24 protein-coding genes are annotated in these 25903 nt (G+C 71.3%); 12 read left to right on the plus strand and 12 right to left on the minus strand.

The window, feature by feature from the left end; genetic code table 11:
• Window positions 1-154: 154 nt before the first annotated feature.
• The 3 genes from ACEZDE_RS17465 to ACEZDE_RS17475 all read right to left on the minus strand — a co-directional run bounded on the left by ACEZDE_RS17465 (window position 155) and on the right by ACEZDE_RS17475 (window position 3948).
• Window positions 155-1966 (minus strand): NHL domain-containing thioredoxin family protein, encoded by a 1812-nt coding sequence (locus ACEZDE_RS17465; protein ID WP_380537211.1) that lies wholly within the window; start codon window positions 1964-1966, stop codon window positions 155-157.
• Between the two features lie 76 nt (window positions 1967-2042).
• Window positions 2043-2510 (minus strand): NUDIX domain-containing protein, encoded by a 468-nt coding sequence (locus tag ACEZDE_RS17470; RefSeq protein ID WP_380537212.1) that lies wholly within the window; start codon window positions 2508-2510, stop codon window positions 2043-2045.
• 85 nt (window positions 2511-2595) lie between these two features.
• On the minus strand, window positions 2596-3948 hold the full coding sequence (locus ACEZDE_RS17475) for a tetratricopeptide repeat protein (RefSeq protein ID WP_380537213.1): 1353 nt from the start codon (window positions 3946-3948) through the stop codon (window positions 2596-2598).
• Window positions 3949-4113: 165 nt separating this feature from the next.
• On the opposite strand from ACEZDE_RS17475, the gene ACEZDE_RS17480 reads away from it, so the two are divergent.
• The 6 genes from ACEZDE_RS17480 (at window position 4114) to ftsX (ending at window position 11708) form a co-directional block, all read left to right on the plus strand.
• On the plus strand, window positions 4114-5235 hold the full coding sequence (locus ACEZDE_RS17480) for an adenosylhomocysteinase (RefSeq protein WP_380537214.1): 1122 nt from the start codon (window positions 4114-4116) through the stop codon (window positions 5233-5235).
• Between the two features lie 5 nt (window positions 5236-5240).
• Entirely contained in the window at window positions 5241-5783 is a 543-nt protein-coding gene (locus tag ACEZDE_RS17485) for an NUDIX hydrolase (protein WP_380537215.1), read from the plus strand.
• 145 nt (window positions 5784-5928) lie between these two features.
• Window positions 5929-6417, plus strand: a complete 489-nt coding sequence (locus ACEZDE_RS17490; protein WP_380537216.1) for an LURP-one-related/scramblase family protein — start codon at window positions 5929-5931, stop codon at window positions 6415-6417.
• Between the two features lie 131 nt (window positions 6418-6548).
• A complete protein-coding gene (gene clpB / locus ACEZDE_RS17495; RefSeq protein WP_380537217.1) occupies window positions 6549-9260 on the plus strand; it encodes an ATP-dependent chaperone ClpB in 2712 nt (903 codons plus the stop codon).
• A gap of 765 nt (window positions 9261-10025) precedes the next feature.
• Window positions 10026-10592, plus strand: coding sequence for a type III secretion system chaperone family protein (locus ACEZDE_RS17500; RefSeq protein WP_380537218.1), 567 nt, complete (start codon window positions 10026-10028; stop codon window positions 10590-10592).
• Window positions 10593-10790: 198 nt separating this feature from the next.
• The gene (gene ftsX, locus ACEZDE_RS17505) at window positions 10791-11708 is read left to right on the plus strand and encodes a permease-like cell division protein FtsX (protein WP_380537219.1); all 918 of its coding nucleotides are present in this window, start codon (window positions 10791-10793) and stop codon (window positions 11706-11708) included.
• A gap of 35 nt (window positions 11709-11743) precedes the next feature.
• Here the strand turns inward: ftsX and ACEZDE_RS17510 are convergent, their stop codons facing one another.
• Both ACEZDE_RS17510 and ACEZDE_RS17515 read right to left on the minus strand, forming a co-directional pair.
• Window positions 11744-13087 (minus strand): hypothetical protein, encoded by a 1344-nt coding sequence (locus tag ACEZDE_RS17510; RefSeq protein WP_380537220.1) that lies wholly within the window; start codon window positions 13085-13087, stop codon window positions 11744-11746.
• Between the two features lie 10 nt (window positions 13088-13097).
• On the minus strand, window positions 13098-13703 hold the full coding sequence (locus ACEZDE_RS17515) for an HAD family hydrolase (RefSeq protein WP_380537221.1): 606 nt from the start codon (window positions 13701-13703) through the stop codon (window positions 13098-13100).
• Between the two features lie 156 nt (window positions 13704-13859).
• Between ACEZDE_RS17515 and ACEZDE_RS17520 the strand changes: the two genes are divergently transcribed.
• From ACEZDE_RS17520 to ACEZDE_RS17530, 3 genes are read left to right on the plus strand one after another with little or no spacing between them, the layout of a single operon-like run.
• Window positions 13860-14252 carry a BlaI/MecI/CopY family transcriptional regulator gene (locus tag ACEZDE_RS17520; RefSeq protein WP_380537222.1) on the plus strand — a complete coding sequence of 131 codons (393 nt, stop codon included), beginning with the start codon at window positions 13860-13862 and terminating at the stop codon, window positions 14250-14252.
• Window positions 14249-15025 carry a COG4280 domain-containing protein gene (locus tag ACEZDE_RS17525; protein ID WP_380537223.1) on the plus strand — a complete coding sequence of 259 codons (777 nt, stop codon included), beginning with the start codon at window positions 14249-14251 and terminating at the stop codon, window positions 15023-15025. Before ACEZDE_RS17520 ends, ACEZDE_RS17525 begins: the two co-directional genes overlap by 4 nt.
• Window positions 15022-15249, plus strand: a complete 228-nt coding sequence (locus ACEZDE_RS17530) for a hypothetical protein (protein WP_380537224.1) — start codon at window positions 15022-15024, stop codon at window positions 15247-15249. Before ACEZDE_RS17525 ends, ACEZDE_RS17530 begins: the two co-directional genes overlap by 4 nt.
• A 67-nt stretch (window positions 15250-15316) precedes the next feature.
• Here ACEZDE_RS17530 and ACEZDE_RS17535 read toward each other — a convergent pair whose 3' ends face one another.
• The 7 genes from ACEZDE_RS17535 to ACEZDE_RS17565 form a co-directional block, all read right to left on the minus strand.
• Entirely contained in the window at window positions 15317-15973 is a 657-nt protein-coding gene (locus ACEZDE_RS17535; protein ID WP_380537225.1) for a hypothetical protein, read from the minus strand.
• A 211-nt stretch (window positions 15974-16184) separates the two neighbouring features.
• Window positions 16185-16451 carry a hypothetical protein gene (locus ACEZDE_RS17540; RefSeq protein WP_380537226.1) on the minus strand — a complete coding sequence of 89 codons (267 nt, stop codon included), beginning with the start codon at window positions 16449-16451 and terminating at the stop codon, window positions 16185-16187.
• A gap of 41 nt (window positions 16452-16492) precedes the next feature.
• Window positions 16493-17878, minus strand: coding sequence for a hypothetical protein (locus ACEZDE_RS17545; protein WP_380537227.1), 1386 nt, complete (start codon window positions 17876-17878; stop codon window positions 16493-16495).
• Between the two features lie 158 nt (window positions 17879-18036).
• Complete coding sequence (locus ACEZDE_RS17550) at window positions 18037-18714, minus strand: DNA-binding response regulator (RefSeq protein ID WP_380537228.1); 678 nt, start codon at window positions 18712-18714, stop codon at window positions 18037-18039.
• On the minus strand, window positions 18711-19970 hold the full coding sequence (locus tag ACEZDE_RS17555) for an ATP-binding protein (RefSeq protein WP_380537229.1): 1260 nt from the start codon (window positions 19968-19970) through the stop codon (window positions 18711-18713). Before ACEZDE_RS17555 ends, ACEZDE_RS17550 begins: the two co-directional genes overlap by 4 nt.
• 151 nt (window positions 19971-20121) lie before the next feature.
• The gene (locus ACEZDE_RS17560) at window positions 20122-20373 is read right to left on the minus strand and encodes a hypothetical protein (protein WP_380537230.1); all 252 of its coding nucleotides are present in this window, start codon (window positions 20371-20373) and stop codon (window positions 20122-20124) included.
• 108 nt (window positions 20374-20481) lie between these two features.
• Window positions 20482-21681 carry a pyridoxal phosphate-dependent aminotransferase gene (locus ACEZDE_RS17565; RefSeq protein ID WP_380537231.1) on the minus strand — a complete coding sequence of 400 codons (1200 nt, stop codon included), beginning with the start codon at window positions 21679-21681 and terminating at the stop codon, window positions 20482-20484.
• A 549-nt stretch (window positions 21682-22230) separates the two neighbouring features.
• Here ACEZDE_RS17565 and ACEZDE_RS17570 point away from each other — a divergent pair.
• From ACEZDE_RS17570 to ACEZDE_RS17580, 3 genes are all read left to right on the plus strand, one after another.
• Complete coding sequence (locus ACEZDE_RS17570; protein ID WP_380537232.1) at window positions 22231-22749, plus strand: DUF2617 family protein; 519 nt, start codon at window positions 22231-22233, stop codon at window positions 22747-22749.
• A 124-nt stretch (window positions 22750-22873) separates the two neighbouring features.
• Window positions 22874-24637 carry a spermine/spermidine synthase domain-containing protein gene (locus tag ACEZDE_RS17575; protein ID WP_380537233.1) on the plus strand — a complete coding sequence of 588 codons (1764 nt, stop codon included), beginning with the start codon at window positions 22874-22876 and terminating at the stop codon, window positions 24635-24637.
• A gap of 130 nt (window positions 24638-24767) precedes the next feature.
• Complete coding sequence (locus ACEZDE_RS17580) at window positions 24768-25733, plus strand: CoxG family protein (protein WP_380537234.1); 966 nt, start codon at window positions 24768-24770, stop codon at window positions 25731-25733.
• The last annotated feature ends 170 nt before the right edge of the window (window positions 25734-25903 follow it).

Genomic DNA, 25903 nt, shown 5'->3' on the forward strand with positions numbered 1-25903 from the left:
GGCGGGGGCACCCGGGCCGGGGTTGGGGGCTCGGGGGCCTGTTCCGGGGCTCGGGCTCCCGGCGTCGAACTCCGGCCCCGGGGCCCCGGGCACCGGTCCTGGCTCTGGCTCCGGGCCCCGGCTCAGCCCCCCGAGCCCCCAACCCCGGCCCTCGCTACTCGTCCATCCCGGCCAGGACCAACGGCAGCCGGTCCGTCGCCCCGTCCACCAGCCGCACCGGGACGCCCCAGTCCTGCTGGTGGACGTGGCAGGTCGGGTACTCGATCGCCGGGTCGTCGTCGCAGCTCGCCGCCATCGCGCTGATGTGCAGCACCCCCGCGCCGACCGCCGGGTCCAGCCGGAGCCCGCGGCTGAGCGCGGTGTCGGCGCCGCCGCCGTCCAGCAGCAGTTCCGGGGGCGTCGCGCTGACCAGCAGCCGGGTGGCCGGGCCGTAGCTCTCGTCCAGCTTCTGCCCGGCCGGGGGTGTGAAGATCACATCCAACTGGAGCGCCCCGGGCGCGACCTCGGTGGCCGGTCGCCGGGTGCGATGCGCGGCGGCCTCGACCTGGACCGCCTCCTCGGGTAGCCGGAGCCGGGTGAGCCGGTGCCGGGCCGACTCCACCACCACGATGTCACCGTCGGTGACCACCGCGCCGCTGGGCTCGCGCAGATCCGTGGCCAGGGTGCTGACCTGACCGCTCGCCGGGTCGTAGCGGCGCAGTGCGTGGTTGTAGGTGTCGGCAATCGCGATCGAGCCGTCAGGCAGCGCGGTCACCCCGAGCGGATGCTGCAGCAGCGCCTGCGCGGCGTCGCCGTCGCGGTGGCCGAAGTCGAACAGGCCGGTGCCGACGGCGGTGGTCACCGTGCGTGTTTCACGTGAAACATAGCGAATGGCTGAAGTTTCCGAGTCCGCGACCCAGAGCCGGTCCTCGGTCGCGGCCAGGCCGGACGGCTGGGCGAACCAGGCCTCCGCGACCGGACCGTCCACCAGGCCCTCGTTGGTGGTTCCGGCGGCGACGGCCACGGTCTCCGTCGCCGGGTCGTAGGTCCACAGCTGGTGCGTGCCCGCCATGGCGATCCAGACCTGCCCGTCGAACCAGGCCACGTCCCACGGCGACGACAGGTCCACCTCGCGGGCCGGGCCCGCGGTGGGGAAGTTCTGCCACCACTGCCGCCCGGTCCCGGCGACCGTGCTGACCTGGCCCGAGGCCAGCTCCACCCGGCGCAGCGCGTGGTTCACGGTGTCCGCGACGATCACGTCGCCGCCCTCCGGGAGCAGCGTCAGCCCCTGCGGCTCGCTGAACCGCGCCTGCCCCGGCGCGCCGTCGACCAGCCCGCGCTCGCCGTCGCCGATCCGCCGCAGCACGGTCTCCCCGTCCTCGGCCAGCTCGACCAGCGAGTGGTGGCCCGAGTCCGCGACCAGGTAGCCGCCGTGCGGCAGCCGTACCGCCTTCCCCGGGAAGCGCAGCGCCCCGGGCTCGGCGGCCGGCGGCACATACGGGCTGTCGCCGCGGCGCAGCGTCCCCTTGCCGGCGTGCTCCGCCTCCAGCTCCGCCACCAGCGCGGCGATGGCGTGGGCATGGCCCTCGCCGGCGTGCTGGGCCACCACATAGCCCTCGGGGTCGACCACGACCAGTGTCGGCCAGGCCCGCACGGCGTACTGCTTCCAGGTCGCCAGCTCTGGGTCGTCCAGCACCGGGTGCGCCACGTCGTACCGCGCCACGGCGTCCACCACTGCCTGGTGCTCGGCCTCGTGCACGAACTTCGGCGAGTGCACCCCGACAATCACCAGCGTGTCCCGGTGCTTCTCCTCCAACTCCCGCAGCTCGTCCAGGACGTGCAGGCAGTTGATGCAGCAGAAGGTCCAGAAGTCGAGCAGGACGATCTTCCCCCGAAGATCGCCGAGAGTGAGGTCCCTACCGCCGGTATTGAGCCAACCACCAGCACCGACCAGTTCGGGGGCGCGTACCCGTGCACGTGTAGCCATACCTGTATCCAACCTCATCGGGCGGTGCAGTTATTTCGGGTCTCTGCTTGTAGCGGCCCCTGACCAGTCCAAACGGTCAGCGGCCGTCTGTCTTGTGCTGCTCGGTCCAGGAATCGGTGGAGACGCTCGGGCCGCCGGTCAGGTAGCGGTGCAGGGCGGCGGCCGTGGTGGGGACGAACAGCTCCGGAATGGCATCCACGTCCACCCAGGCCACCTGCGCGTGCTTGGCGGGCTCGTTGTTGGTCAGTTCACCGGACCACTCGTGGGCGGCGAAGACGACGGTGAGAAAGCCGTTGGGGGACTCGACTCCGCGTGCGCCGTGGATGACGTGGACCAAGCGGAGGGCGTCAGCGTCAACGGTCAGGCCGGTCTCCTCCTTGAGCTCGCGGACGGCGGTTTCGGTGATCGACTCGCCCGGTTCGCTTTTGCCGACGGGGAGGTCCCACTTGCCCTGGGCAAACTTGGCCCTGGGTCCGCGTTGGAGGAGCACGACCCGCCGGTTGTCCAGGTCGTGCACGATGACGGCGGCGACCAACAGGGTCATCGACTCGGTCGCAGGGGGGAGCGTGGTGGGTTGCTCTGTCGTGGGCTGGACCACTGCGGATTCCTTTGGCGGCTGGGGTGGCAGGTCAGGTCAGGGCGTCGCGGATGCGGCGTTCGAGGTCGGCTGCTCCTGGTACACGGCGTCTACGGTAGGTCGCCAGCACCGGCCGCATGGCTGAGACGGCCTTCTGGGTGCGGTCCGAGGTCACGCCGTCCATGAGGTCCAGGGCGCTGCTCCAGGTGGCGACGGCCTCGTCCGCGCGGGCTTGGGCGGCGAGGCTGTCACCGAGGTCCGCGTACGTCAATGCGTGCACGCGTTTGTACTTCTCCGCGTCCCATCGCAGCAGTGCGGCGCGGTGCTGCTTCTCGGTGCCGGCGTGGTCGCCCAGGTCGGTAAGGGTCCGGGCGGTATGACTGGCGACCGTTCCCGCTGCTGGCCCGCTCGCCAGGGAGAAGCTGGGCTGGGGGTCGGCCTGTCGGGTCAGCGCGTTCTCGGCGGCAAGCAGACTCCGGGCTGCCGCGGGCTTCTCGCCTGTGGCGGCGAATGCTCGGGCGTGGGTGATGTGAAGCAGCGCTTCGGTGGTGCCGTCCACGTGGCCGAGACTGCGGTTCAGGGCGTTCTCGACAAGTGCGGCGCAGTTGCGGGGCTGCTTGAGGCTGAGGGCTTGGTGGGCGAGGGCCCGCATCATCCACCCGGCATGCCCGTGGGGGTCTGCTTCGCACGCCAATTGGTAACCCACCTGGTAGTAGTGCTGGGCCGCGCCCTCCTGGCCCAAGTCGTGGTGCTTCCAACCGGCGAGGTACGTCAGCTCGGCGACGGCACCGAATGCTTCCCGGCGGGTCTGCTCGTCGCGGTAGCGCCCGCTGAGCATGGGGGCGGCGGTGTCGGCGAGGTAGGCGCTGACGGTTGTCAGGCCGTGGCCTCCGCCCAGCAGTTCGTCAGCCGCGCCGAACACTGCGGTGATCCGTCGGATGACCTCGATCTCCTCCCGGCCGACCTGTACCGAGCCGGTGCGAGCGCGCAGGAGACGGGAGACGGGCTCGGGGTCGTAGGTCAGGGGCATCGCCACTCCGACCGTGGTGAACGCCGCCACGGCGAGGAAGTGGCGGCGCTCGACATCGGCGCGGCCCAGGTTGGCTGCCGCTTCGACGGGGTCGCTGCTCGTGGCCAGGGATTCCTCGGGGGTGGCGAAGCCGAGTTCTGCCAGGGTCATCCGTCGGCCCGCTCGCCGGGACATCGCCTCGGCGATGTAGTGGCTCACCTGACCCGAGGGCTCTGCGCCGGCCACCCAGTGGGACACGGCGGACTTGTTCGTGCGCAGCACGTCGCCGTTCTCAGCTGCTACGCGTCGCACGGCAGAGGCGAGCGCCTCGTAAGTCCACCTGGTGGCTGAAATAGCTTGCCTAAGAGGGTGGTTGGGCGTTCTCTGCGCTGCCATCGCCGCCCCTCTGCGCTGAAGCTGTAAACCGCGTATACCACTCTACGTGCGCGGATGTATACCGCCCGCAGCTTCGGCTGAGTTCACTGGTTGTCGGCCGCTTGGGTGACGACCACAACTCGGCCACCGGGTCAGAGACCCCGCCACTGCCACCGAGGGAGCACCATGGAGTCCTTTGAACGAGCAAGGCTCGACGCCTACTTCGCAAGGGTCACGGCGCAGTTCCCGGCGGAGAGTCCCGTCACCAGCTTCCTGATCACGCACCTGCTGCCAGAGCGGCCCTGCTTCGTTCGTGCGGTCGCCCAGGCATCGCAGCTTCGCGCGGTGCTGCCGAAGCCCAAGTCGATCCACCCCGGCGTGCGACGCGAGATAGAGCAGACGGTGCCCTGCGACACGCTCACCCGTGATCTCTTCGCGGACGCCGACGCCGCCATCGACTACCTGGAGACGCACGCCGCTGGGGAGTCCGTCGTCCTCCTGGACGTGGGTGGCTACTTCGCGCCGGCGCTGGCCGAGGTCGCGGCCCGGTTCAGCGGCCGACTCCTGGGCGTCGTGGAGGACACCGAGAACGGTCACCGCCGGTACGCAGAACTGGACAAGCTGCCGTGCCCAGTGGTGTCCGTGGCCCGCTCCCCGCTGAAGGACCCGGAGGACTTCCTCGTCGGTCAGTCGGTGGTCTTCTCCACGGAGGCGTTGATGCGCGGGCGCGGCGACATCCTCCATGGCCGCAGCGCGCTGGTGATCGGATTCGGCAAGCTCGGCTCGTCCATCGCCCGGCTGCTGCATGTCAAAGGGGTTCAGGTCACCGTCTACGACATCGATCCCGTCCGCCGCACCCAGGCGCTCGCCCAGGGCTTCGCGGTGGCACGCGACCGCGAGAGTGCGTTGACCGGCGCGGGCCTGGTTCTCTGCGCCACGGGTGCTGTGTCCCTGCACGGAGAGGACTTCCCGCACCTGCGGAACGGCGCCTACGTGGCGACGGTCACCAGCAGCGAGGATGAGCTCGAGCTTGCGGGCCTGCCCGAGGTGTACGCCCGTGCGACGGCCGGCGACTACGTGACCCGCTACCAGACCACGGGTCACTACTTCTATCTACTCAACGGCGGCAACGCCGTCAACTTCCTGCACGGCGCGAGCGTCGGTCCGTTCATCTTCCTGGTCCAGGCCGAAATCATCGCGGCGCTGAGCCAGTTGACGCGGGGCAACCTCGATCCTGGTATCCACGAAGTCCCGTCCGAAGACCGTGCGGCCATCGCGGCGACATGGCTCAACTACTTCAGCAGGTGATCCGCATGCCCATCACGTCCGACCACATCCGCGAGACCATCGCCGCCTACCTGGAAGGGCATCCGCAGGACGGCCCCGCAATGTCCGTCCCCCTGGTCCTCTTGGAGGAGGTGGACGACCTCACCAACCGCAAGGAGTACCGCGGCCATGTCACCGCCGGTGCGGTGTTGACGAACCCCAGCGGCCGGGTCCTGTTCATCCACCACCTCGCCCTGGACAAGTGGCTCCTGCCCGGCGGGCACGTCGAGGACGACGACCCGAACCTCATGCACGCGGCACTGCGCGAGCTGGAGGAGGAGACCGGCATCTGTCCGGAGAACGTCACCCCCGTCTCCGATGTGCCGGTTCATATCGACGTGCACCCCATCCCCGCCAACGAGGACAAGGGGGAGGACGCTCACCTGCACATCGACTTCCGGTTTATGTTCACCACGGTGAGCGACGTGGCTGAGCTCCAGGCAGAGGAGGTCACAGACTCGTCCTGGCGAGGCATCGAGACCATCGCTGATGTGGACCTGCGTGCCCGGGTGGCCGCCGTCCACCGCTGAACCAGGCACCGGATCATGGCGGGCTGTCACGCCAACGGGGCCGCGGTCGTGGCGCGTAGCGCGTGGGCGGAGGGACCGTCAGGAACTAGGCTCCGGGGGGAATCGTCCTATCCGGTGTAGGACGAGACCCCGGAGGCGGTACGTCATGAAGTTCCTGATGCGTGAGCGGATGTTCTCGGTCGGCGACGACCACTGGATCACCACCGAGCACGGCGACAAGGCATTCCTCGTCGACGGCAAGGTGCTGCGGATCTCTGACACGTTCGAGCTCAAGGACGCCAACGGCGTCGAGGTCGCGGTGATCAAGAAGAAGATCGTCACCGTCCGCGAGGCGATGAAGATCGAGCGCAACGGCGACACCATCGCCACCGTCAAGAAGAAGCTGTTCACCCCGTTCCGCGACAAGTACGAGGCCCATCTTGAGGACGGTCGCGAGTGGGAGGTCAGCGGTGACTTCCTCGACCACGAGTTCGAGATCGAGGACGAGCACGGCCGTCGGCTCGCCAAGGTGAGCAAGAAGTGGTTCTCCATCCGGGACACCTACGGCATCCAGGTCGAGGACGACGCGGACATTCCGCTGCTGCTCTGCATCGCGGTGTGCGTGGACCACATGCACGCGGAGGAGCACGGCTGAGGTGGGCAGCTGGGCGGGGGCTGGTCGGGCCGCGCCCGTCAGGTTGAGTGGAATAGACTCAACTTATGTCATGCTGATAGAGGCACATACTCCGCGTAGGCCCGACCACGAGCACAGGAGGACACCCCAGCGTGGACGCGAGCAAGCTCACCACCAAGGCACAGGAAGCCCTGTCGGCCGCGATTCGGCAGGCGTCGAGCGCAGGCAATCCCGATGTCACCCCGGTGCACCTGCTGCTCGCTCTGCTGGAGCAGCCGGAGGGCATCGCCCGCCCGCTGCTGGAGGCCGTCGGCGCCGACCCGGTGCGGCTCCGCTCCGCCGTCCAGCGCCAGGCTGCCGCGCTGCCCTCGGCGCAGGGCTCCACGGTGTCGGCGCCGCAGCTGGCCCGGCAGACCGTGAACACCCTGAACGAGGCCGCCGCCCGCGCCGCCGACCTGGACGACGCCTTCGTCTCCACCGAGCACCTGCTGGTCGGCCTCGCCGCCGAGGGCGGCTCGGTGGCCGACGCGCTCAAGGCCGAGGGCGCCACCGCCAAGGCCCTGCTGGCGGCGTTCAAGGAGGTCAGGGGCAGTGCGCGGGTCACCTCCGCCGACCCCGAGGGCACCTACAAGGCGCTGGAGAAGTACGGCGCCGACCTCACCCAGGCCGCCCGCGACGGCAAGCTGGACCCGGTCATCGGCCGGGACCAGGAGATCCGCCGGGTGGTGCAGGTGCTGTCCCGCCGGACCAAGAACAATCCGGTGCTGATCGGCGAGCCCGGCGTCGGCAAGACCGCGGTGGTGGAGGGCCTGGCCCAGCGCATCGTCGCCGGGGACGTGCCGGAGTCGCTCCGCGGCAAGCGGCTGGTCTCGCTGGACCTCAGCGCGATGGTCGCCGGGGCGAAGTACCGCGGCGAGTTCGAGGAGCGGCTGAAGGCCGTCCTCGCCGACATCAAGCAGTCCGAGGGGCAGGTCATCACCTTCATCGACGAGCTGCACACGCTCGTCGGCGCGGGCGCCGGCGGCGACTCGGCGATGGACGCCGGCAACATGCTCAAGCCGATGCTGGCCCGCGGCGAGCTGCGGATGGTCGGCGCGACCACGTTGGACGAGTACCGCGAGCGGATCGAGAAGGACGCGGCCCTGGAGCGCCGGTTCCAGCAGGTCATGGTCGGTGAGCCGTCGGTCGAGGACACCGTCGCCATCCTGCGCGGGCTGAAGTCCCGCTACGAGGCGCACCACAAGGTGCAGATCGCGGACGCCGCGCTGGTCGCCGCGGCCACGCTGTCGCACCGCTACATCACCTCCCGCTTCCTGCCGGACAAGGCCATCGACCTGGTGGACGAGGCCGCGTCCCGGCTGCGGATGGAGATCGACTCCTCTCCGGTGGAGATCGACGAGCTGCAGCGCGCCGTCGACCGGCTCCGGATGGAGGAGATGGCGCTCGCCAAGGAGTCCGACGCCGCGTCGGTCGACCGGTTGGATCGGCTGCGCCGCGATCTGGCCGACCGGCAGGAGCAGTTGGCCGGGTTGACCGCGCGCTGGCAGGCGGAGAAGTCGACCCTGAACAAGGTGGGCGAGCTGAAGGAGCGCCTGGACGACCTGCGCGGCACCGCCGAGCGGGCGCAGCGCGACGGAGACTTCACCACCGCGTCCCGGCTGATGTACGCCGACATCCCGGCCGCCGAGCAGGAGTTGGCGACCGCGCAGGACGTCGCGCGGACGGAGGCGAGCAGCGCGTCCATGGTCAAGGAGGAGGTCGGCCCGGACGATGTGGCCGACGTGGTCGCCTCCTGGACCGGGATTCCGGCGGGGCGGCTGCTGGAGGGCGAGACCGCGAAGCTGCTGCGGATGGAGGAGGAACTGGGGCGGCGGCTGATCGGCCAGACCACTGCGGTCCAGGCGGTGTCCGACGCGGTGCGGCGCTCGCGCTCCGGCATCTCCGACCCGGACCGGCCGACCGGGTCGTTCCTGTTCCTCGGGCCGACCGGGGTCGGCAAGACCGAGCTGGCCAAGGCGCTCGCGGACTTCCTGTTCGACGACGAGCGGGCCATGGTCCGGATCGACATGAGCGAGTACAGCGAGAAGCACAGCGTGGCGCGGCTGGTCGGGGCGCCCCCCGGCTACGTCGGCTACGAGGAGGGCGGGCAGCTGACCGAGGCGGTCCGGCGCCGTCCGTACGGGGTGGTGCTGCTGGACGAGGTGGAGAAGGCGCACCCGGAGGTCTTCGACATCCTGCTCCAGGTGCTGGACGACGGCCGGTTGACGGACGGTCAGGGGCGGACGGTGGACTTCAGGAACACCATCCTGATCCTCACCTCGAACCTCGGCTCGCAGTGGCTGATCGACCCGGCGCTGGACGACGCCGCGAAGCGGGACCGGGTGCTGGAGACCGTGCGGACGGCGTTCAAGCCCGAGTTTCTGAACCGGCTCGACGACATCGTGGTGTTCGACCCGCTGGGGACGGACGAGCTGGCCCGGATCGTCGACCTGCAGGTCGCGTCGCTCGCGAAGCGGCTTGCCGACCGGCGGCTGACGCTGGCGGTGAGCCCGGCGGCGCGGGAGTGGCTGGCGCTGACCGGGTACGACCCGGCGTACGGGGCGAGGCCGCTGCGGCGGCTGGTGCAGTCCGCGATCGGTGACCAGCTGGCCCGCGAGATCCTCTCCGGCGAGGTCCGCGACGGCGACACGGTCGAGGTCGACGCGGAGGGGGGAGCGGACCGGCTTACGGTCGGGCGGGCGGAGAACGCTCCGGCGGGGGCGCCTGCGGCGGCGCCGGAACCGGGGGAGTCGGAGGCGAGTGGTGTGGATGACGGTGGCGTGGGTGTGACGTCGTTCGAGAAGCCGGGGCCCGGGGAAGGGTAGCCGCCAGCAGCCTGCAGTGGCCCGAGCTGGGCTGGGGCCCGCCCGGTACGGGGCTCTGGCCCGCCGCCGCACGGCGGCACCGCATCCCGGCGGTGCCGCACCCGGCGGCGGGGCGCGGCGGCACCGCACGGCGGTGGGGTGCTTGGTGGCGGGGCGCTTGGTGGGGTCGGCCTTCGCCGTAGCGCGGGCTCCTCGCCGTCTCGCGCCTCCGGCGCACTGCAGCCAACTACGCGGGGGGAGCGGAGCGCTGGCCGGGCCCCGCGCCCGTCTCACCGCCTCTGCGTCCCGCGCCCGCCTTGGCACTCCGCGTCCCGCGCCCGCACCCCGCGCCTGTCTTACCGTCCCCGTTCCCGCGCCCCCTCGCCGCTCCGCGCCCCGCACCCGTCTTACCGTCCCCGCGTCCCGCGCTCGCGTCCCGCGCCGCCTTGCCGCTCCGCGCGCTCGCGTCCCGCGCCCGCCTCACCGCACCCGTCTTACCGTCCCCGCCTTGGCACTCCGCGCGCCCGCGCCCCGCGTCCCGCCTCACTGCGCCCGCGTCCCGCGTCCCGCCTCACTGCGCCCGCGTCCCGCGTCCCGCCTCACTGCGCCCGCGTCCCGCGCTCGCGTCCCGCGCCCGCGTCCCCCGTCACCCCCCGCGTCCTCCGGTTGCCCCGCAACCCCCCCGGTTGACCGTGGTCCGCGTGTCTGTGGGGACGGCTTCGCCTTGGCGCGGGCATGAGGCAGGATGGTGCCGGTAAGTCCATTCGAAGGGAAACTCGGCCCATCATGAGCATCGACCCGTCTTCCATCCCCTCCTTCGGGGCGCCGCAGCAGCCGCCGCAGTCGACGGGTGACGAAGGCCCGCCGCCGGTGGTCATCCCCGACCAGGACCTGGTGATCCAGCTCCTCGGCCAGATGGAGCTGAAGCACGCGGTGGACGAGGAGGGCGACCTGCTCGCCCCCTGGGACGGCTTCCGCGTGTACTACATGTTCCGCGGCGAGCAGAAGGAGCTGTTCGCGGTCCGCGCCTTCTACGACCGCGCGCACCCGATCGAGTCCAAGCAGGAGCTGCTCGAAGCCCTGGACGAGTGGAACCGCGAGACCCTGTGGCCGAAGGTCTACACGCACACCCACGACGACGGCGTGGTCCGGGTCATCGGCGAGGCGCAGATGATCGTCGGCATGGGCGTCAACATCAACTACTTCGTCGCCATGACGGCCAACTGGACCCAGGCCGCCGTCAGCTTCGACGCCTGGCTGGCCGACCGCCTCGGCCTGGCCAAGGACGTCGACACCGAGGACGGGGACACCGAGGACGGCGACGCCCCCGAGGGCGACTCCTCCGAGGACTGACACCGGGCTCCCGAAGGGCCGGTACGCATGACGCGTGCCGGCCCTTCGGCGTGTGCGCCGACGGGTCGGTTCCCGGCCGGTCCCGCTGCCGGAGGCTGAGAATTGTGTGCGAAGGTTCGGCTGGCCCCATGGGTCGAACAGGCTTCCGCCTACACTGGGCCGCTGTTACCGGCCCTGCCCTCGATCCGACGGGACGTCATGCGCGCGCAGTTCATCCTTGCCGAGATAGCCGTCGGCTTGCGCCGAAATCTCACGATGACCGTCGCCGTCGTCATCAGCGTCGCGCTCTCGCTCGCCCTCGCCGGGGCGGCCCTGCTGCTGCGGGACCAGGTGGGCGCCATGCAGGGGTACTGGGCCTCCCGGGTCGAGGTCTCGGTGTACTTCTGTGCCAAGGACGACGTGGCGAACCCGAAGTACAAGAACTGCGCCTCGGGCCCGGCGACGACGGATCAGATCGACACCGCGCGGCAGCAGTTGGAGAAGACCGGGCTGGTCCAGAAGATCTACCAGCTCAAGCCGGAGGATCAACTGGCTGAGTACAAGAAGGAGTTCGCAAACTCGCCGCTGCTCCCCTATGTCAACACCGACGCCTTCGGCGGTGCGCTGGAGGTCAAGCTCAAGGACTCCCGGCAGTACGTGGAGATCACCGAACAGGTCAGCGGGATGCCCGGGGTGACCTACGGCGAGGACCAGAGCCAGGTGCTGAAGCCGCTGTTCCGGCTGCTCAACGGGGCGCAGGTGGTGGCGCTGGTGGTGATGGGCATCATGCTGGCGGTGACGCTGCTGCTGATCGTCAACACGGTCCGGGTCTCGGCGTTCAGCCGCAGGCGGGAGACCGGGATCATGCGCCTGGTCGGCGCGTCCAACTTCTACGTCCAGGTGCCGTTCATCGCCGAGGTGGTGTTCGCGGCGGTGGTCGGCTCGGTGCTGGCGTCGGGGCTGCTGGCGCTCGGAAAGTACCTGCTGATCGACCGGTTCCTCAGCTCGCAGGTGACCCTGATCAACTTCATCGGCTGGGGCCCGGTGTTCCGGGTGATGCCGCTGATGCTGGTGATCGGCATCGGGCTGACCTCCGTGGCGGCCTTTCTGACGCTGCGTAAGTACCAGAAGGTGTAAATCGGGCTAAATCGGGGTGAGGGCGTCGTGCGCGGTCAGGACGGGGCGGCGGCGAGGAAGACCACGACGATCCCGTACAGCGCGGAGAGCAGCGCGGAGCCGCCCAGCACGGCGGTGGGCAGCACGGCGGTGGGCACCGCGTTCGGCAGCCTTCGCGGGTGGGGTCGGTGGCCCGCCAGCCGTGCTGCCAGCGGGAACAGCAGCGGGAACGCGGGCAGCAGGAAGCGGGCCAGCGGCGGGCTGGACGAGGAGTTGCCCAGGTCGAGCACCAGCAGCGCGCCGCTGTAGACCAGCAGCACCAGCGGCTGTCGGCCCCGTACCGCGAGGACGAACAGGGCGAGGCAGGCCAGCAGCGTCACCGCCATCACCACCGTGGTCAGGGCCGAGACGGCGGCGGCGATGTGCGGCGTGTGCTGCGCGGCGCCGGTCAGCGGGGTGGCCGCGGCGGGGTGGGTCGGCGTCCCGGCGATCAGGTGGAGCAGCCGGCGGACGGCCGAGGCCCCGCCGTCGAAGCTGGAGCCCCAGGCGTCCTGGATGTGGAAGTAGCCGGTCCAGGAGCCGACCTTCCAGCCGGTCCAGAGCATGTAGCCGACCCAGCCCAGCGGTGCCAGCAGCACGGCGACCAGCGGACGCCACCACGGGGTGTCGCCGTCGCCGTCCCGGCGGCAGCGGGCGAGTTCGGTCGCCGCGGCGACCGCGACGGCGGCGGTGAGCACCATCGCGGTCGGCCTGGTCAGCCCGGCCAGGACGGACAGGGCTCCGGCGGTCAGCCAGCGCCGGGTCAGCGCCGCGTACAGGGTCCAGGCGGCGAACGCGGTGAACAGCGACTCCGAGTAGGCCATGTTCTCGATCGCGGCCAGCGGCAGCACCCCCCACAGCACCGCGGCGACCACCCCGGCCCGGTGCCCGTGGCAGTACGCGCCGCAGGCGTAGACCCCGGCCGCGGCGACCAGCCCGGCGACGGTCGCGACCAGGACCAGCGCGCCGCCCGCGGTGAGCGGCAGCAGCCGGTGCAGCGGTTCGGCCAGGGCCGGGAACAGCGGGAAGAACGCCCGCGGCGAGTAGGGGATGCCGTCCTTGCCGATCAGCCCGTTGGAGACGGTGTAGCCGGTGTGCACGATCCGCACGTACCAGCCCGCGTCCCAGGCGCTGCCGAGCCGGAACATCATCGAACGGTGCCGGGCCTGCCCGTACAGCAGCAGCGCCAGCAGCCCGAGCGCCCGCACCGCCGCGTACCCGGCGACGCCTGCGGCGAGGCGTCGGACGGGTATCCGCCCCGGGGGCAGGGACGGGGACGGGGACGCGTCGGTGCGCTCGGGGTGGGCTCCGGTGGCAGGGCCCGCGGCGTCGGCGGTTGCGGCTGTGCGGTCCCTGGTCATCGCGACAACGTTAGCCAGCCAGCGCGCGCCGCAGGTCGGAGGGGTCGGTGTGGACCACCCCGGTCATCCCCAGCGCACGGGCCGCCTCGACGTTGGCCTCGTTGTCGTCCACGAACAGGCAGCGCTCCGGCGGGACCCCGGCCTCGGCCGCGGCGATCCGGTAGATCCGCGGGTCCGGCTTGGCGACGCCGACGCGGGAGCTGTTGACCACGGCGTCGGCGAGGTCGTCCAGGCCGAGCAGGGCGAGGTCGCCGTCCAGCCAGGTGGTCGCGTTGGTGACGAGCACCACCGGCGTCCGCTCCCTGGCCTGCCGGAGCAGCGCCACCGCCTCGGCGTCCGCCCAGGACGGCGCGTAGCCGAACGCCTGCGCGAGTGCGCGTGCCTGCTCCGCGGACGTCCGTCCGGCCAGGCCGCGGGCGATCGCGTCCACCCAGTCGTCCCTGCTGATCCGGCCGAGCAGCAGCGGCAGGTCGGCCTCCGGCGCGAACGCGACCTCGGCGGTGCTGCCCTCGGGCAGCCCGGCGGCGCGTTCCAGCGCGTGCACCTCGGTGTGGTCGTAGAACCGGATCACTCCGTCGAGGTCGCACAGCACCGCGTCGTAGCTGGGCCTGTCCATTCGGTGTTCCTCCCCCGAAGCCGTCCGGACCGTCCTGGCCCGGTGCGCTGGCGACGATAGCAAGCGAGTGGGTAAGCGGGTGGGCGGTGGCGGGTCTGGCGTGGCAGACTCTGCTTCTACAAGATCGTAGAAGTTCAGTGGGGAGGGGCTGAGGCTGTGGCTGACGAACGCAGACCGGTCGGGGCGCTGGAGGCCGAGGTGCTGGCGCTGCTGCAGGCGTCCGGCGAACCGCTCACCGCGGGCGAGGCGCTGCGGCGGCTGGGCGGCGGCCTCTCCTACTCCACGGTGGTCACCGTGCTCTCCCGGATGCGCGCCAAGGGCCTGCTCGGCCGCACCAAGCGGGGCCGGGCCTTCGCCTATGCGCCGGTCGCCGACAGCCACGGGCTGACCGCCCGGCGGATGCGCCGGGAGCTGGAGTCCGACTCGAACCGCGGCGCGGTGCTCGCCCGCTTCGTTCAGGACCTGTCCTCCGGGGACGAGCAGTTGCTGCGTCAACTGCTGGGCTCGGATTCGGAGTTGGACATAACTGACGGGCCGTCGACCGGATGAGCGCCTGGGTTCTCTTCCTGACGGTGTTCCTGGCCTGCGCGGTGGAGGCCGTGGAGGCGCTGACCATCGTGCTGGCGGCGGGCACCAGTCGGCACTGGGGCTCTGCCCTGCAGGGGACGGCCGCCGCGCTGGTCGTGCTCGCGGCCGTGGTCGCCGTGCTGGGCCCGGCGATCGGCCTGATCCCACTGGATCCACTGCGGCTGCTGGTCGGCGCGCTGCTGCTGGTGTTCGGGCTGCAGTGGCTGCGCAAGGCGGTGCTCCGCGCCTCCGGACACAAAGCCCTGCACGACGAGGACGCGGCCTACGCCCAGCAGGTCGCCGCGGCGGGGGCCGCGGCCACCGGCGGGCGCGGGAGGGTCCGCGACTGGTACGCCTTCACCCTGTCCTTCAAGGGGGTCTTCCTGGAGGGGCTCGAAGTCGCCTTCATCGTGGTCACCTTCGGCGACAACCAGCGCGACGTCCCGCTCGCGGTGTTCGGTGCGCTCGCCGCCGTGCTGACCGTCGCCGCGGTCGGCGTGGCGATCCGGGCACCGCTGGCCCGGGTGCCCGAGAACACCATGAAGTTCGCCGTGGGCACGATGCTGACCTCCTTCGGCCTGTTCTGGTCCACCGAGGGCGCTGGCGCGCACTGGCCGGGATCCGACACGGCCCTGCTGGTCATCGTCCCGGCGGTGGCCCTGCTCGCCGTCGGCTGCGCCGCGCTGCTGCGCCGCGGCGGGACGCCGACGGCACCCGCGCCCGACTCGCCACCCGTGGAAGGCAGCCTGCGATGACCCGGATCCGAGCCTTCGCCGCGTTCTGGTACGACTTCGTCGTCGGCGACGACTGGCGCATCGCCCTGGGCGTCGTTCTTGCTCTCGCGGCGACGGCAGCCCTGACCCACACCGGCACCAACGCCTGGTGGCTGCCCCCGGCAGCCGTCGCCGCCCTCTTCGCCCTCTCCCTGCGCCGAGCCCTGCGCGCCACCCGCCGCAAGAACACCGACGCCGCCCGCTGACTCGGCCGCGGAGCCGGGATGCGCGCTCGCCCTGTCCGTCCGAACCGACGAGATGACCCCGTACCGACTATCCCGGCCCCTGTGCCTGCTGGAGCCACGCAGGACTGGCAGGGACGATCGCGATGGTCGTGACCGGTGTTCCGCCGGAGGTGATGGCGAGGGTCTGGAGAGTGCCGGTATCCAGCAGCTGGAGCGGCGCCTTCGCCACGGTGCTGTAGTCGCCGTCGGGGTGGTTGGGATTGACGATGTCGCCGTACGCGACCACGACCGGGACCGGCCCCCAGGTGTCGTGTGTCCAGTGGGGGCTGGTGAGCGTTCCGGAGTCCAGGCCGTCGCATTCGGGTCCGTCGGAGTACCCGAAACCCATCGCCGCGCCGTAGGAGAGGCCCGGCACGATGAAGTCCCACCTCATGCCGCCGCTTCCGAAGTCGGCGGTGTTGTTGGTGATCGTCAGAGTGCCGACGGCGTAGACGCTGCTGTGCGTCGGGATGGTGACGACGGTGGTTCCGCTGATGTCGGACGCGTCCAGGCAGGGAACCGGCCCGATGCCTCCGACGGCGGACCAGGCGGCCTTCAGGACGGCGAGATCGCGTCCTGGGATCGCGGGGTGGAGGGTCAGGCTCATCGTCTGCTTGTAGCCGTCGCCGGTCGTCTGCGTGGCCTGGTAGGTCTGCTGCCCGGGTGGTAGCACCGACACCGCGGGCGCACGCGAACTCGGCGTCACTGCCGGCGCACTCGACGCCCGCGGGGCGGTCGACGCTTCGGCTGTCGGCGACGCGTCGGCGGCACCTCCTGTCGAACCGTCCTGACTGCTGCACGCACTCAGTGCGACGATCGCTGCGAGGACGGCCGCCAAGGGCACTCGTCTCACGTTCAACTCCGCTTCTGGAGGGTGATGGTGGCGCTCCTGCCGTGGGCCGTGCGGGGGGACGCCGTCACGAGTCGGCCCCGCCGGATCCGGTGCCGTGCCTGTCCCGGCTGAACGCCCAGTACAGGCCTGCGGCGATCATGAGGAGCCCGATCACCGGCAGCGGCAGGAAGCGGATGTGCACCAGGGAGCTGATCAGGAAGAACAGCACCCATGCGGCGGCGCCCAGGCCGGCGACCAGCAGGCCCTCGCCGGCGCGCCTGACCTGGCTGGGGCGGCGCTTCGGTTCGGTGATCGGGTTGGACGGGTTGGACGGGTTGGACGGGTCGGACATGGCGGGGCCCCGTTCTCTGTGTGTCGGATGGTCGGACCCGGTCAGTAGGCGATGGCTACCGTGGTGAACTGGATGTCGGGGTCGTAGCCGAGCGCGAGGTCGCAGTACGCGTCGAGGTAGGCCTGCAGTTCCTGGGCGTACGGGAGCAGATCCCGCATCCGGGTCATGCCGGTGACGGTCAGGACGGTGTCGTTCCAGGAGCCGTCGACCATCTGCCACTGCACTTCCCAGAAGTGGGCCGGGTCGGGGACCACCGCTCCGGACACCGCGTCGGACTCCTCGGTGTGGCATCCGAACCGCACTCGGGACAGCAGGCTCTTGCCCTGGTCCAGGGTCAGGCGGGAGGGGCGACGTGAGCCCCAGACCGTGTTCTTCCCGCTGATACCGCCGAAACCGCGGCGGAAGGCGGCGACGGAGTCCATGGCCCGTCGTCCGCAGTCCGCTCCCTGGAAACCTCGTTCGCTGCGGAGCCGCACGCACACCGGAAATTCGCCGCTGCCGGGGGTCAGCTGCCAGGCCGGGGCCAGGATCTGGTCCGTCCAGACCGGCTGCCATCCCTGCTTCGTCCCCGTGTCGCCGATGACCGCGTCACGGAACTGGGCCAGCTGCGACGCCGCGTCCGTAAGCTTCCTGGAGATGCTGAGCCAGTTCAGGGTGGTGGCCAGGCGCCGCTTCCAACGGACCTGCACGGAGACGTCGCCGCCGATGGGCGGGGCGTCCAGCAGGCAGGCCTCCGGGCCGTTCTGCCGCACGCGCAGCACACCGCGGGCCGGATCCCCGTCGGCGGCCAGGTAGATCAGGTCCAGCCCCGGTTCGTCACCCGGGGCGGTGCGGAACCGGAACGTCCCCGCCGCCTCAAGGACCGACGCGGATGATGCCGTGACGGCCCAGGGCGCCGCCGCCGACGGGTGCGGGGGCATGTGGAAGTCGTTCTCCAGGGGCGAGCCGGCATGATCCAGCCGGATCGTCGCAATCTGCCCGTCCGCGTCCGGCCGGCCCTCGCGAACACGCAGGGCAGGTCCCTGGGCGAGGGTCCCGGCGAGGACTCCCCGCGTCTTCTCAAGGGCCTCCGGGTTCACGATCACGTTGTCCTTGGTCGCGAACACCGGGACATCGGTGACGCACTGACCGGCCGACTCCGAGCGGGTGAACCGCAACGACCAGTCCCGCTTCCACTCGCCGAGCCCGCGGACGCCGCCCAGGTCCAGGGTGCTGCTCCCGCGGGGCGAGCTGTCGAAACGCAGGATCGACGGCTGCTCGCGCAACCACCGCGCGAGGGAGTTCTGCCTGCCGTCGGGCATCACGCTGGTGTTGCACGTGAGCGGCGCCGTGAGCACGGTGCCGATTCCGGCCCACCCGAGCAGTTGGTCCTTCGGCACGAACGGCGCCTTGCGGTGCGCCTCGTCGAGCCACGGACCGAGGGGCATCACCAGCGGCTCGGTCCTGCGTGCGTTCGAACGATTGGCGAGGAATCCCATATCCGTACCGTCCCCTCACCGGCCATCGCCGGCAGTCGTCTCCTGCCGACCAAGCCTGGCCGAGGACGGGGCCCGGCTTGAACCCGGAATAGCCCGGGTACCGGCGGCTACCCGAGGACGTCGCCGGGCGCGATGCCGAGGAGTCGTTCGAGGTCCGCCGGGGAGTGGTCACGGAGGAAGTCGGCGAATTTGCCGTTGACGACGGCCATGTGTTCCTCGGCGGTCTTGCGGGTGATGTAGAAGCGGTCGGCGATCGACTGGAACCGTTCGCCGCGGGACCGGGCGGCGAGGACCTGGCGCTGCCGTTCGGTGAGGGTGGGCAGTTCACCGCGGCGTTCGGCGAGTTCGGCGAGCCCGACCAGGGCCTGGGTGATCACCACCTCCCCGTCGGCCACCGCGGCGATCGCCGCCTCCAGCGCGTCGACGGGTTCGGCCTTGTGGACGATGCCGTGGGCGCCGGCAGCCAGGCAGGTGACCAGGACGGCGGGGCGGCGTTCGTTGGTGTAGATCAGGATCCGGTACCCGGCGCGCGCGACAGCGCGGATGGCGGCGGCCCCTTGGACGGGTCCGGGACCGCCAGTGCCTCTGAGTACCAGGTCGAGCAGCACCACCTCGACCTGCGGCGCGTCCTGGAGGAGGCCGTCGATGCTCGGGTAGCCGCCTACGACGTCGACGTTCCGCAGCAGCAGCGGGAGCCCGCGTCGGATGACGGTGTCGTCATCGACGGCCGCGACCCGAACGCATCGCTGGGGGGTGGGGGCGCCGGCGGTCGGTCCGGTGGTCATCGTGCGGCTCCTCGGATGGTGACAGTGGTGCCGTTTCCCGGCTGGGAGTGGATGTGGCTGCTCATGCCGTGCTCCGCCAGTGCGGTACCGACGACTTCGCGCAGACCGTAGCCGGGCGCGGTACGTGACGGGTCGAAGCCCTGTCCGTCATCACGGATGGTGATCTCCCACGAGCCGTCGCCAGGGTGGTGGTCACCGTGCACCACGACGCTCGCGCCGGGCCCGGCGTGGCGGCGCACGTTGTGCAGCACGGTCGCGGTCGCCGCGGTCAGCGCCCGCGAGGCGGGCGGGCTGAGCTGCACGCCGTCGGCGAGGTGCAGCACCAACTCGATGGGCAGGTCGGTGAACCCGGCAGCCGCGGCCCGTGCGGCATCGGCCAACAGGGTCGACGTCTCGCCGTCCGCGGCACTGCGGGAGCCCGGGACGGTGTGCTCGGGGTCGAGGAACGCGCGGATGCGGTTCGCCTCGGCCAGTGCCTGCTCGCGGACGACTCCGGCGAGGCGCGGGTCGAGATCGGGGTCGGCCAGGTAGCGCAGCAGGCTCGCCGGGTCGTGCAGCAGGCGACGGTGCCGTTCGAGTTCCACCTGGGCACGGGCCTCGCTGGCCGCGTCGCGCGCCTCGTCGGCGTCCCTTCCGAACCGGCGGATCATGTTGGCCATCCCGCGCACGAGCAGACCGAACGCGAGATAGGTGAGCGTGTTGCTGACGACGGTTCCGCGATCCGCGCTCTGGCCCACCGCGGGGTAGCTGACCGCTACGTACGCGGTCGCGAGCAGCCCCACCAGCATCAGGGTGTGCGAACTGCGCCGGCACGCCACCGCCGCCGTCACGGTGACGTTCACGGCGAGAGCCGGCGCCCACCCGACCCAGGTGGAGACCCGGTCGTCGACGGGGACGTAGAGCGGCTCGGCCAGGAGGCACGCCACGCCCAGTACGGTCTCGGTGACGGCCCACCGCAGACTGATGCAGTTGCGGCAGCGGATGATCCGGACCATCGCGACGGCCGACTCCACCACCACCAGGCTGAGCAGCGTGACGTCGATCCAGATCCGCGACGAGTGGGCGAAGGCATCCGGGACCGCGACCAGGATCAGCGCCAGGGTGATGATCCGCCAGCAGACCACTGTGGCGATGACCGCGATCTCGGCCCCGTCGCGCGTCGTCGGCAGCACACCGCCGCCCGATCGCCACGTCCGCAGCGCGACCCGGTACCACGCCGGCTCGCGCTGTTCGGTCACATCACTGTCCGGTGCCACGAACACCCCCTCCGCCGTGCCGGCCCGCAACGGTACGGGCAGATGTGGTCCACCGATCCTCCCCTCCGGTTGACGCCCCCGCCGCGGATCGTAGGCGCTCCGGCGCCTGGTGTGCAGGAAGAGGCGTTGCACCGGTTCGCCGGCGGGGGGTTCACGGCTCGGGGGTGTCCGAGATTCGGATCAGTTCGTGCCGGGTCGGTCGGCCGTCGGCATCGCTCAGTGCCTGGAGCTCGTCAGGGGTCAGCCACAGCCCCGTGTTCAGGACCGCCGCCACCCGCCGCCACTCGTCGGGCAGCCGCGGTTCGTCCGCGTCCCACCAACTGGCCGGAGCCGCAGCAGCCTCGCGAACCATCCGGGTGGTGATCAGCCGTGCGACAGCCTGGCTCTCCGCGTCATCGGGCACGTCGATCAGCAGACCCGTCGTGCGTCGAGGTCGGTGACAGTCAGGTCGCCGTGGGGATTCGCTGAGGGCATGCCCTCACTGGAGGAGCTCCAACGGACGGCCGGGCCACTATCCGGCGTCACCGGGTGACGTGAGCACTGCCGAGCCCCCCAGACGCCGCAGCCGTGCTGTCGCATCGCTGAGGACGTCGTCCTGCTTGCAGAAGGTGAAGCGGACCTGGCTTCGTCCGGCGTCGGGGTCGTCGTAGAAGACGGAGTTGGGGATGGCGACGACGCCGCAGCGTTCGGGGAGGGTGCGGCAGAAGGCGTAGGCGTCCTTCTCGCCGAAGGGGGTGATGTCGGTGGTGATGAAGTAGGTGCCCTGCGGGGTGTAGACCTCGAAGCCGGCGGCGCGCAGGCCGTCGGCGAGGAGGTCGCGCTTGCGCAGCAGGTCGGTGCGGAGGGTGGTGAAGTAGCTGTCCGGCAGGCGCAGCGCTTCGGCGACGGCGTACTGGAACGGGCCCGCGCTGACGTAGGTCAGGTACTGCTTGGCGGTGCGGACGGCGGCGATCAGGTCGGGCGAGCCGGTCGCCCAGCCGACCTTCCAGCCGGTGAAGGAGAAGGTCTTGCCGGCGGAGGAGATGGTGACGGTGCGGTCGCGCATGCCGGGCAGGGCGGCGATGGGGTGGTGGCCGCCGGTGAAGACCAGGTGTTCGTAGACCTCGTCGGTGACGACCAACAGGTCGCGTTCGCAGGCGAGTTCGGCGATGGCGGACAGCTCGTCCGGGGTCAGCACCATGCCGGTGGGGTTGTGCGGGGTGTTGAGCAGCAGCAGCCGGGTGCGCGGGGTGACCAGGGCGCGGAGCCGGTCCAGGTCGGGGCGGAAGTCGGGTGCGCGCAGGGTTAGCGGGACGCGGGTGGCTCCGGCCATGGCGATGCAGGCGGCGTAGGAGTCGTAGAACGGCTCGAAGGCGATGACCTCGTCGCCGGGTTCGAGCAGGGCGAGCATCGCGGCGGCGATGGCCTCGGTGGCGCCCGCGGTGACCAGGACCTCGCTGTCCGGGTCGTAGGTCAGGCCGTAGCAGCGCTGCTGGTGCTCGGCGACGGCGGTCCGCAGTTCGGGGATGCCGGGGCCGGGCGGGTACTGGTTGCCCCGGCCGTTCAGTACCGCGTCGGCGGCGGCCTGGGCGATCTCGCGCGGGCCGTCGGTGTCCGGGAAGCCCTGGCCGAGGTTGATCGACCCGGTCGCGGTGGCGAGGGCCGACATCTCGGCGAAGATGGTTGTTCCCAGGCCGTTCAGACGGCGGTTCAGCAGCGGCCTCGCGCTCATTCCAGCTCCTCGGCGTCGTGGTTGCGCTCGTGCGGCGGTGCGGTGCGGTGACGGGCAGTGCGGTGCGGTGACGGGCAGTGCGGTGCGGTGACGGGCGGTGCGGCAGGGCCGCTGTGCGTCCCGATCATCGCGCATTCCGCCGCCGGGCGGGTGCGCGGGCTCGCGGTCACTCCGCGGAGTGGTCGTGCGATGCCGGTTGACAGCGGGTTGTGCCGTGCGAGTGACCCTCGTAGGAGTGATGAACTGTGGCGGAATGTGCCGGAGTTGATTGCCCTCGGCATGTGACCGGATAGACCGCTCCGGCTTCGGCGGGAAGGTTTTCCCACGTCAACGAGCAGACTTGGACACGGCTTCAGTCACAAGGGCAAGCAATCCACCGGGGAATGATGCCGGGCCGTCGAAGTTGGGTAAATGTTCTACCGACGCGGAGTATTCGTGCTTCCCTGCTTATGACGTCCCCTGATTGACCTGCTGTCGCAGGGCGACTATGCCCAGGACGGCTGTTCCGATCCCGGCGCCCTCGAGTGACCCGAGTACGCGGAGCCAAGAATGCTCACCACCCTTCACACCTCCTACACCGACACCCGTGCCGGTGACCTGGCCTGGCGCCTCGGCGCCGCGGAACTGCCCGCACTGGCCGTGCTGGATCTGCGGATCGGCCCGGTGGACCTCCAGTTACGCCTGCTCGGAGCCTCCCACCAGGTGGTTCTCGGAGCCGGTACGAGCCGCTGCTCGGAGACGGTGGCCTGCCTTCCGGGGCGCCGCACTCCGCTTCCGGCCCGAGCCGCGGAGCGGTTGCAGGACTGGGAGTACGAATTCGCCGCCCGGGTGGAAAGCCTTCCGGTCCAGGGCTTCGCCTGCCGCGCCCAGGAGTTGCTGGCGCTGGTGGAGAACCATCCGTACGGTCTCGCCGGGGTGTTTCCGGGCGATCCCACGGCCTTCACCGCATTGCTGGCGGGCGGCGGCGAGCGTGAGGTCTCCTGGCGCACCTGGCATGCGTATCCGCAGGAAGGACGGCTGGTGTGCACCCGTTCCTCGCTGAAACTCAGGGACGGGGCCGCCGCGTAGCAGATCGCATTTCCGGATGATTCGCGGCGAATTAGACCAGGCGCTCGACGTGTCAATGATGTGCACCTGCCTATCACCCCTCCGGGGGAGGTGGCCGTGCCCTGACGTCGCCTAACGTTTGTTCGTGATCAACCATTCAGCAGGACCCTCGCAGCCGTCGGCCGTCGGCGGACGCGCCGCCAGGCTGCTGGTGCTGCTCGCGGCGTTCGTCTGCGCCGCCTGCGGGTTGGTGTACGAGCTGGAGTTGGTCGCCCTCGGCAGCTATCTGCTCGGCGACTCGGTCACCCAGGCGTCCGTGGTGCTCTCGGTGATGGTCTTCGCCATGGGCGTCGGCTCGCTGCTCGCCAAACGCTTCACCCGCCGTCCGGCCACCTCGTTCGCGCTGGTGGAGAGCGCGTTAGCGCTGGTCGGCGGGCTCTCGGTGCTGGCCCTGTACGGCTGCTTCGTCTGGATCGGCCACTACCGTGCGGCCCTGGTCGGCTTCTCGCTGCTGATCGGGATGCTGATCGGCGCGGAGATCCCGCTGCTGATGACCCTGATCCAGCGGATCCGCCGGCAGGACGCCGGACGCGCCGTCGCGGACCTCTTCGCCGCCGACTACGTGGGCGCGCTGATCGGCGGGCTCGCCTTCCCGTTCCTGCTGCTGCCGCTGCTCGGACAGGCCACCGGCGCGCTGGTCACCGGCGGGGTCAACGCCGTGGCCGGGGGCTTCGTGGTGCTCTGGCTGTTCCCCCGGGAGCCCTCCCGCCGGGTCCGGGCCCTGCTCTGGGGTATCTGCGGGACGGTGCTGGTGGTCCTCGCCGTCGCCGCGGCGCTCACCGGCGCGTTCGAACGGGCGGCCAGGCACGCCCTGTACGGGGCGCCGATCCGCTTCGCGGCGCAGAGCCGCTACCAGGAGATCGTGCTCACCGGCCCGGCGGGCGGTCCGCCACCGCCGCGTCCGGACCGGGCGAGCGCCGCCGCGGGCAGCGCGGGGGACGGCTCCGTGGGCGGCTCCACCGGGCCGGACAGCACCACGAGCGGGCCGAGCGGCGTCCCGGGCGCCGTCGCCGGCGGGGCGCCCGCCGGGCAGGTCCCGCCGCAGCGCAAGGCCGCCGACGGCTACCCGCTGCCGGCGTCGACGGCCGGTCGCAGCCTCCCCGCGCTGCGGATGTTCCTGGACGGACGGCTCGCCGTCTGCGGCGCCGACGAGGCCCGCTACCACGCCGCGCTGGTGCAGCCCGCGATGGTCGGCGCGCACGCCCGGGTCCTGGTCCTCGGCGGCGGGGACGGCCTGGCCGCGGCCGAGGCGCTGCGCACCCCCGGGGTCCAGGAGGTCACCGTGGTCGAGCTCGACCCCGAGGTGCTGCGGCTCGGCCGCACCGACCCGGTGCTGACCCGGATGAACCAGCACGCGCTGGCCGATCCCCGGGTCCGGGTGGTGACCGCCGACGCCTTCGCCTGGCTGCGCACGGCGGCGTCCGGACGGCAGCAGCCGTACGACGTGATCGTCGCCGACCTGCCGGACCCGGACCTGGACGCCGGGCGCAAGCTCTACACCCAGGAGTTCTACGGCCTGGTCCAGCGGATGCTGGCCCCCGGCGGCCGACTCGCCGTCCACGCCGGGTCGGTCGCCGACGGCGCCTACTGGGACGCGGACGGCACCCTCCGCTCGACCGGGCTGCGGACGGTCGACTACTCCGTCCCGGCCGACCGCGGCTGCGACGGGCCCGCCGACTGGGGGTTCATCCTGGCCTCGGTCCAGCAGCCGGTGCTGCGGCCGTCCAGCGACGCCGTCCCGGTGCCGGGCAGCCTGGACGCCGCCGCGCTGCGGCTGGCCGAGACCCTGGCCGACACCCGCCGCCCGGTCCGCGACCAGGCCCCGTCCACGCTGCTGCACCCGCGGTGAGGGTGCGCGGAGGCTGTCGCCGCACCCGCGGTGATGCTGCCGCCGTACCCGTGCCGAGGGTCGCGCGTTCTGTGGAACTCGCCGCATTGTGCACTCCTCCCGCGCCGGGTGGTCTGTAGGCTTCCAAGACATGGAGCATGAGGTTCTGGTACCGCTGCCGCAGCACACCGTCCGCCGGGCGCTGCGACGGCCCGATGTGCTGGCCCGATGCCTGCCCGGGTTCACCGCGCAGGAGCCCGCGGGCCAGGAGGGGCACGACCTTCCGCTGCTGGCCGGACGCCTCAAACTCCGGGTCGGCAGCAACTCCATCACCTACCGCAGCGAACTCCGGCTGACCGGGGACGCCGGGGACTCCGGAGACGCTGACCCGGTGTTCCTGATCCGGGCGGTGCAGTCCGTCGGCAGCGGCGAGGTCGCGGGAACGCTGCAGGTCAGCACGTTCACCGAGGGCCCGGTGGGGACCCGGATCGTGTTCCGTGGCGACTTCGGCGGCAAGGGCCGGATAGAGGATCTCCCGCCGCAGGCACTGGTGCTCGCCGCCCGGCGCCTGCTGGATCGTTTCTGTGCCGCGATGACCGCCGACCCCGAGGTGACCGGCGGGCTCGGCCCCGGCGTCGTCGGGGGAGCGGACGAGTCGTACCAGCCGATCGACCTCGGCGATCTGACCGACCTGGCCGATCTGACCGACCTCGGTGACCTGGCCGACCTCTCGGACCTCTCCGACCTGGCCGATCTGGCCGACCTGGAGGTCCCGGACGAGTCCGGGCTGTTCATGATCGAGGAGCCCGCCGCGTTCAACGCCGCGGCTGCCCTGAACGAGCCCTGGCCGGAGGCCCCCGGCAACCGCCGCAGCATCGTCGGCCGTAGCGCGGAGGAGGTCGACCACGCCCCGCCCAGCGGTCGGTACGGCCCCGCCCTCCCGCCGCGGAGCGCGCGCTCCCGGGCGGCGGCGCGGTGGGGCTCGCCGGAGCGCCGGATGGGCGAACCGCCGTCCGCGGACGTCGAGCACAGCCGGTTGCCGTGGGTGGTGGGCGGCGGAGTGGCGCTGCTCGGCGGTGCCGTGATCCTGGTCCGCACCATCCGCAGACGCGGCTGACGCGGCGGACACTGCGGACGCGCTTGCCCCCGCTTGTCGCTGGGATCCAGTTGAGAGGGCGTCAGGCCGACGTGAGTGAATACTCACTGACCAGCGCTCAGCTCTATGCACTGACCTTCGCCGCCCGCTCCACCGAAAACCGACCCACCGCGCCTGGAGGCCCCGTGTCA

Source organism: Streptacidiphilus cavernicola (assembly GCF_042510955.1).
GTDB lineage: Bacteria > Actinomycetota > Actinomycetes > Streptomycetales > Streptomycetaceae > Streptacidiphilus > Streptacidiphilus cavernicola.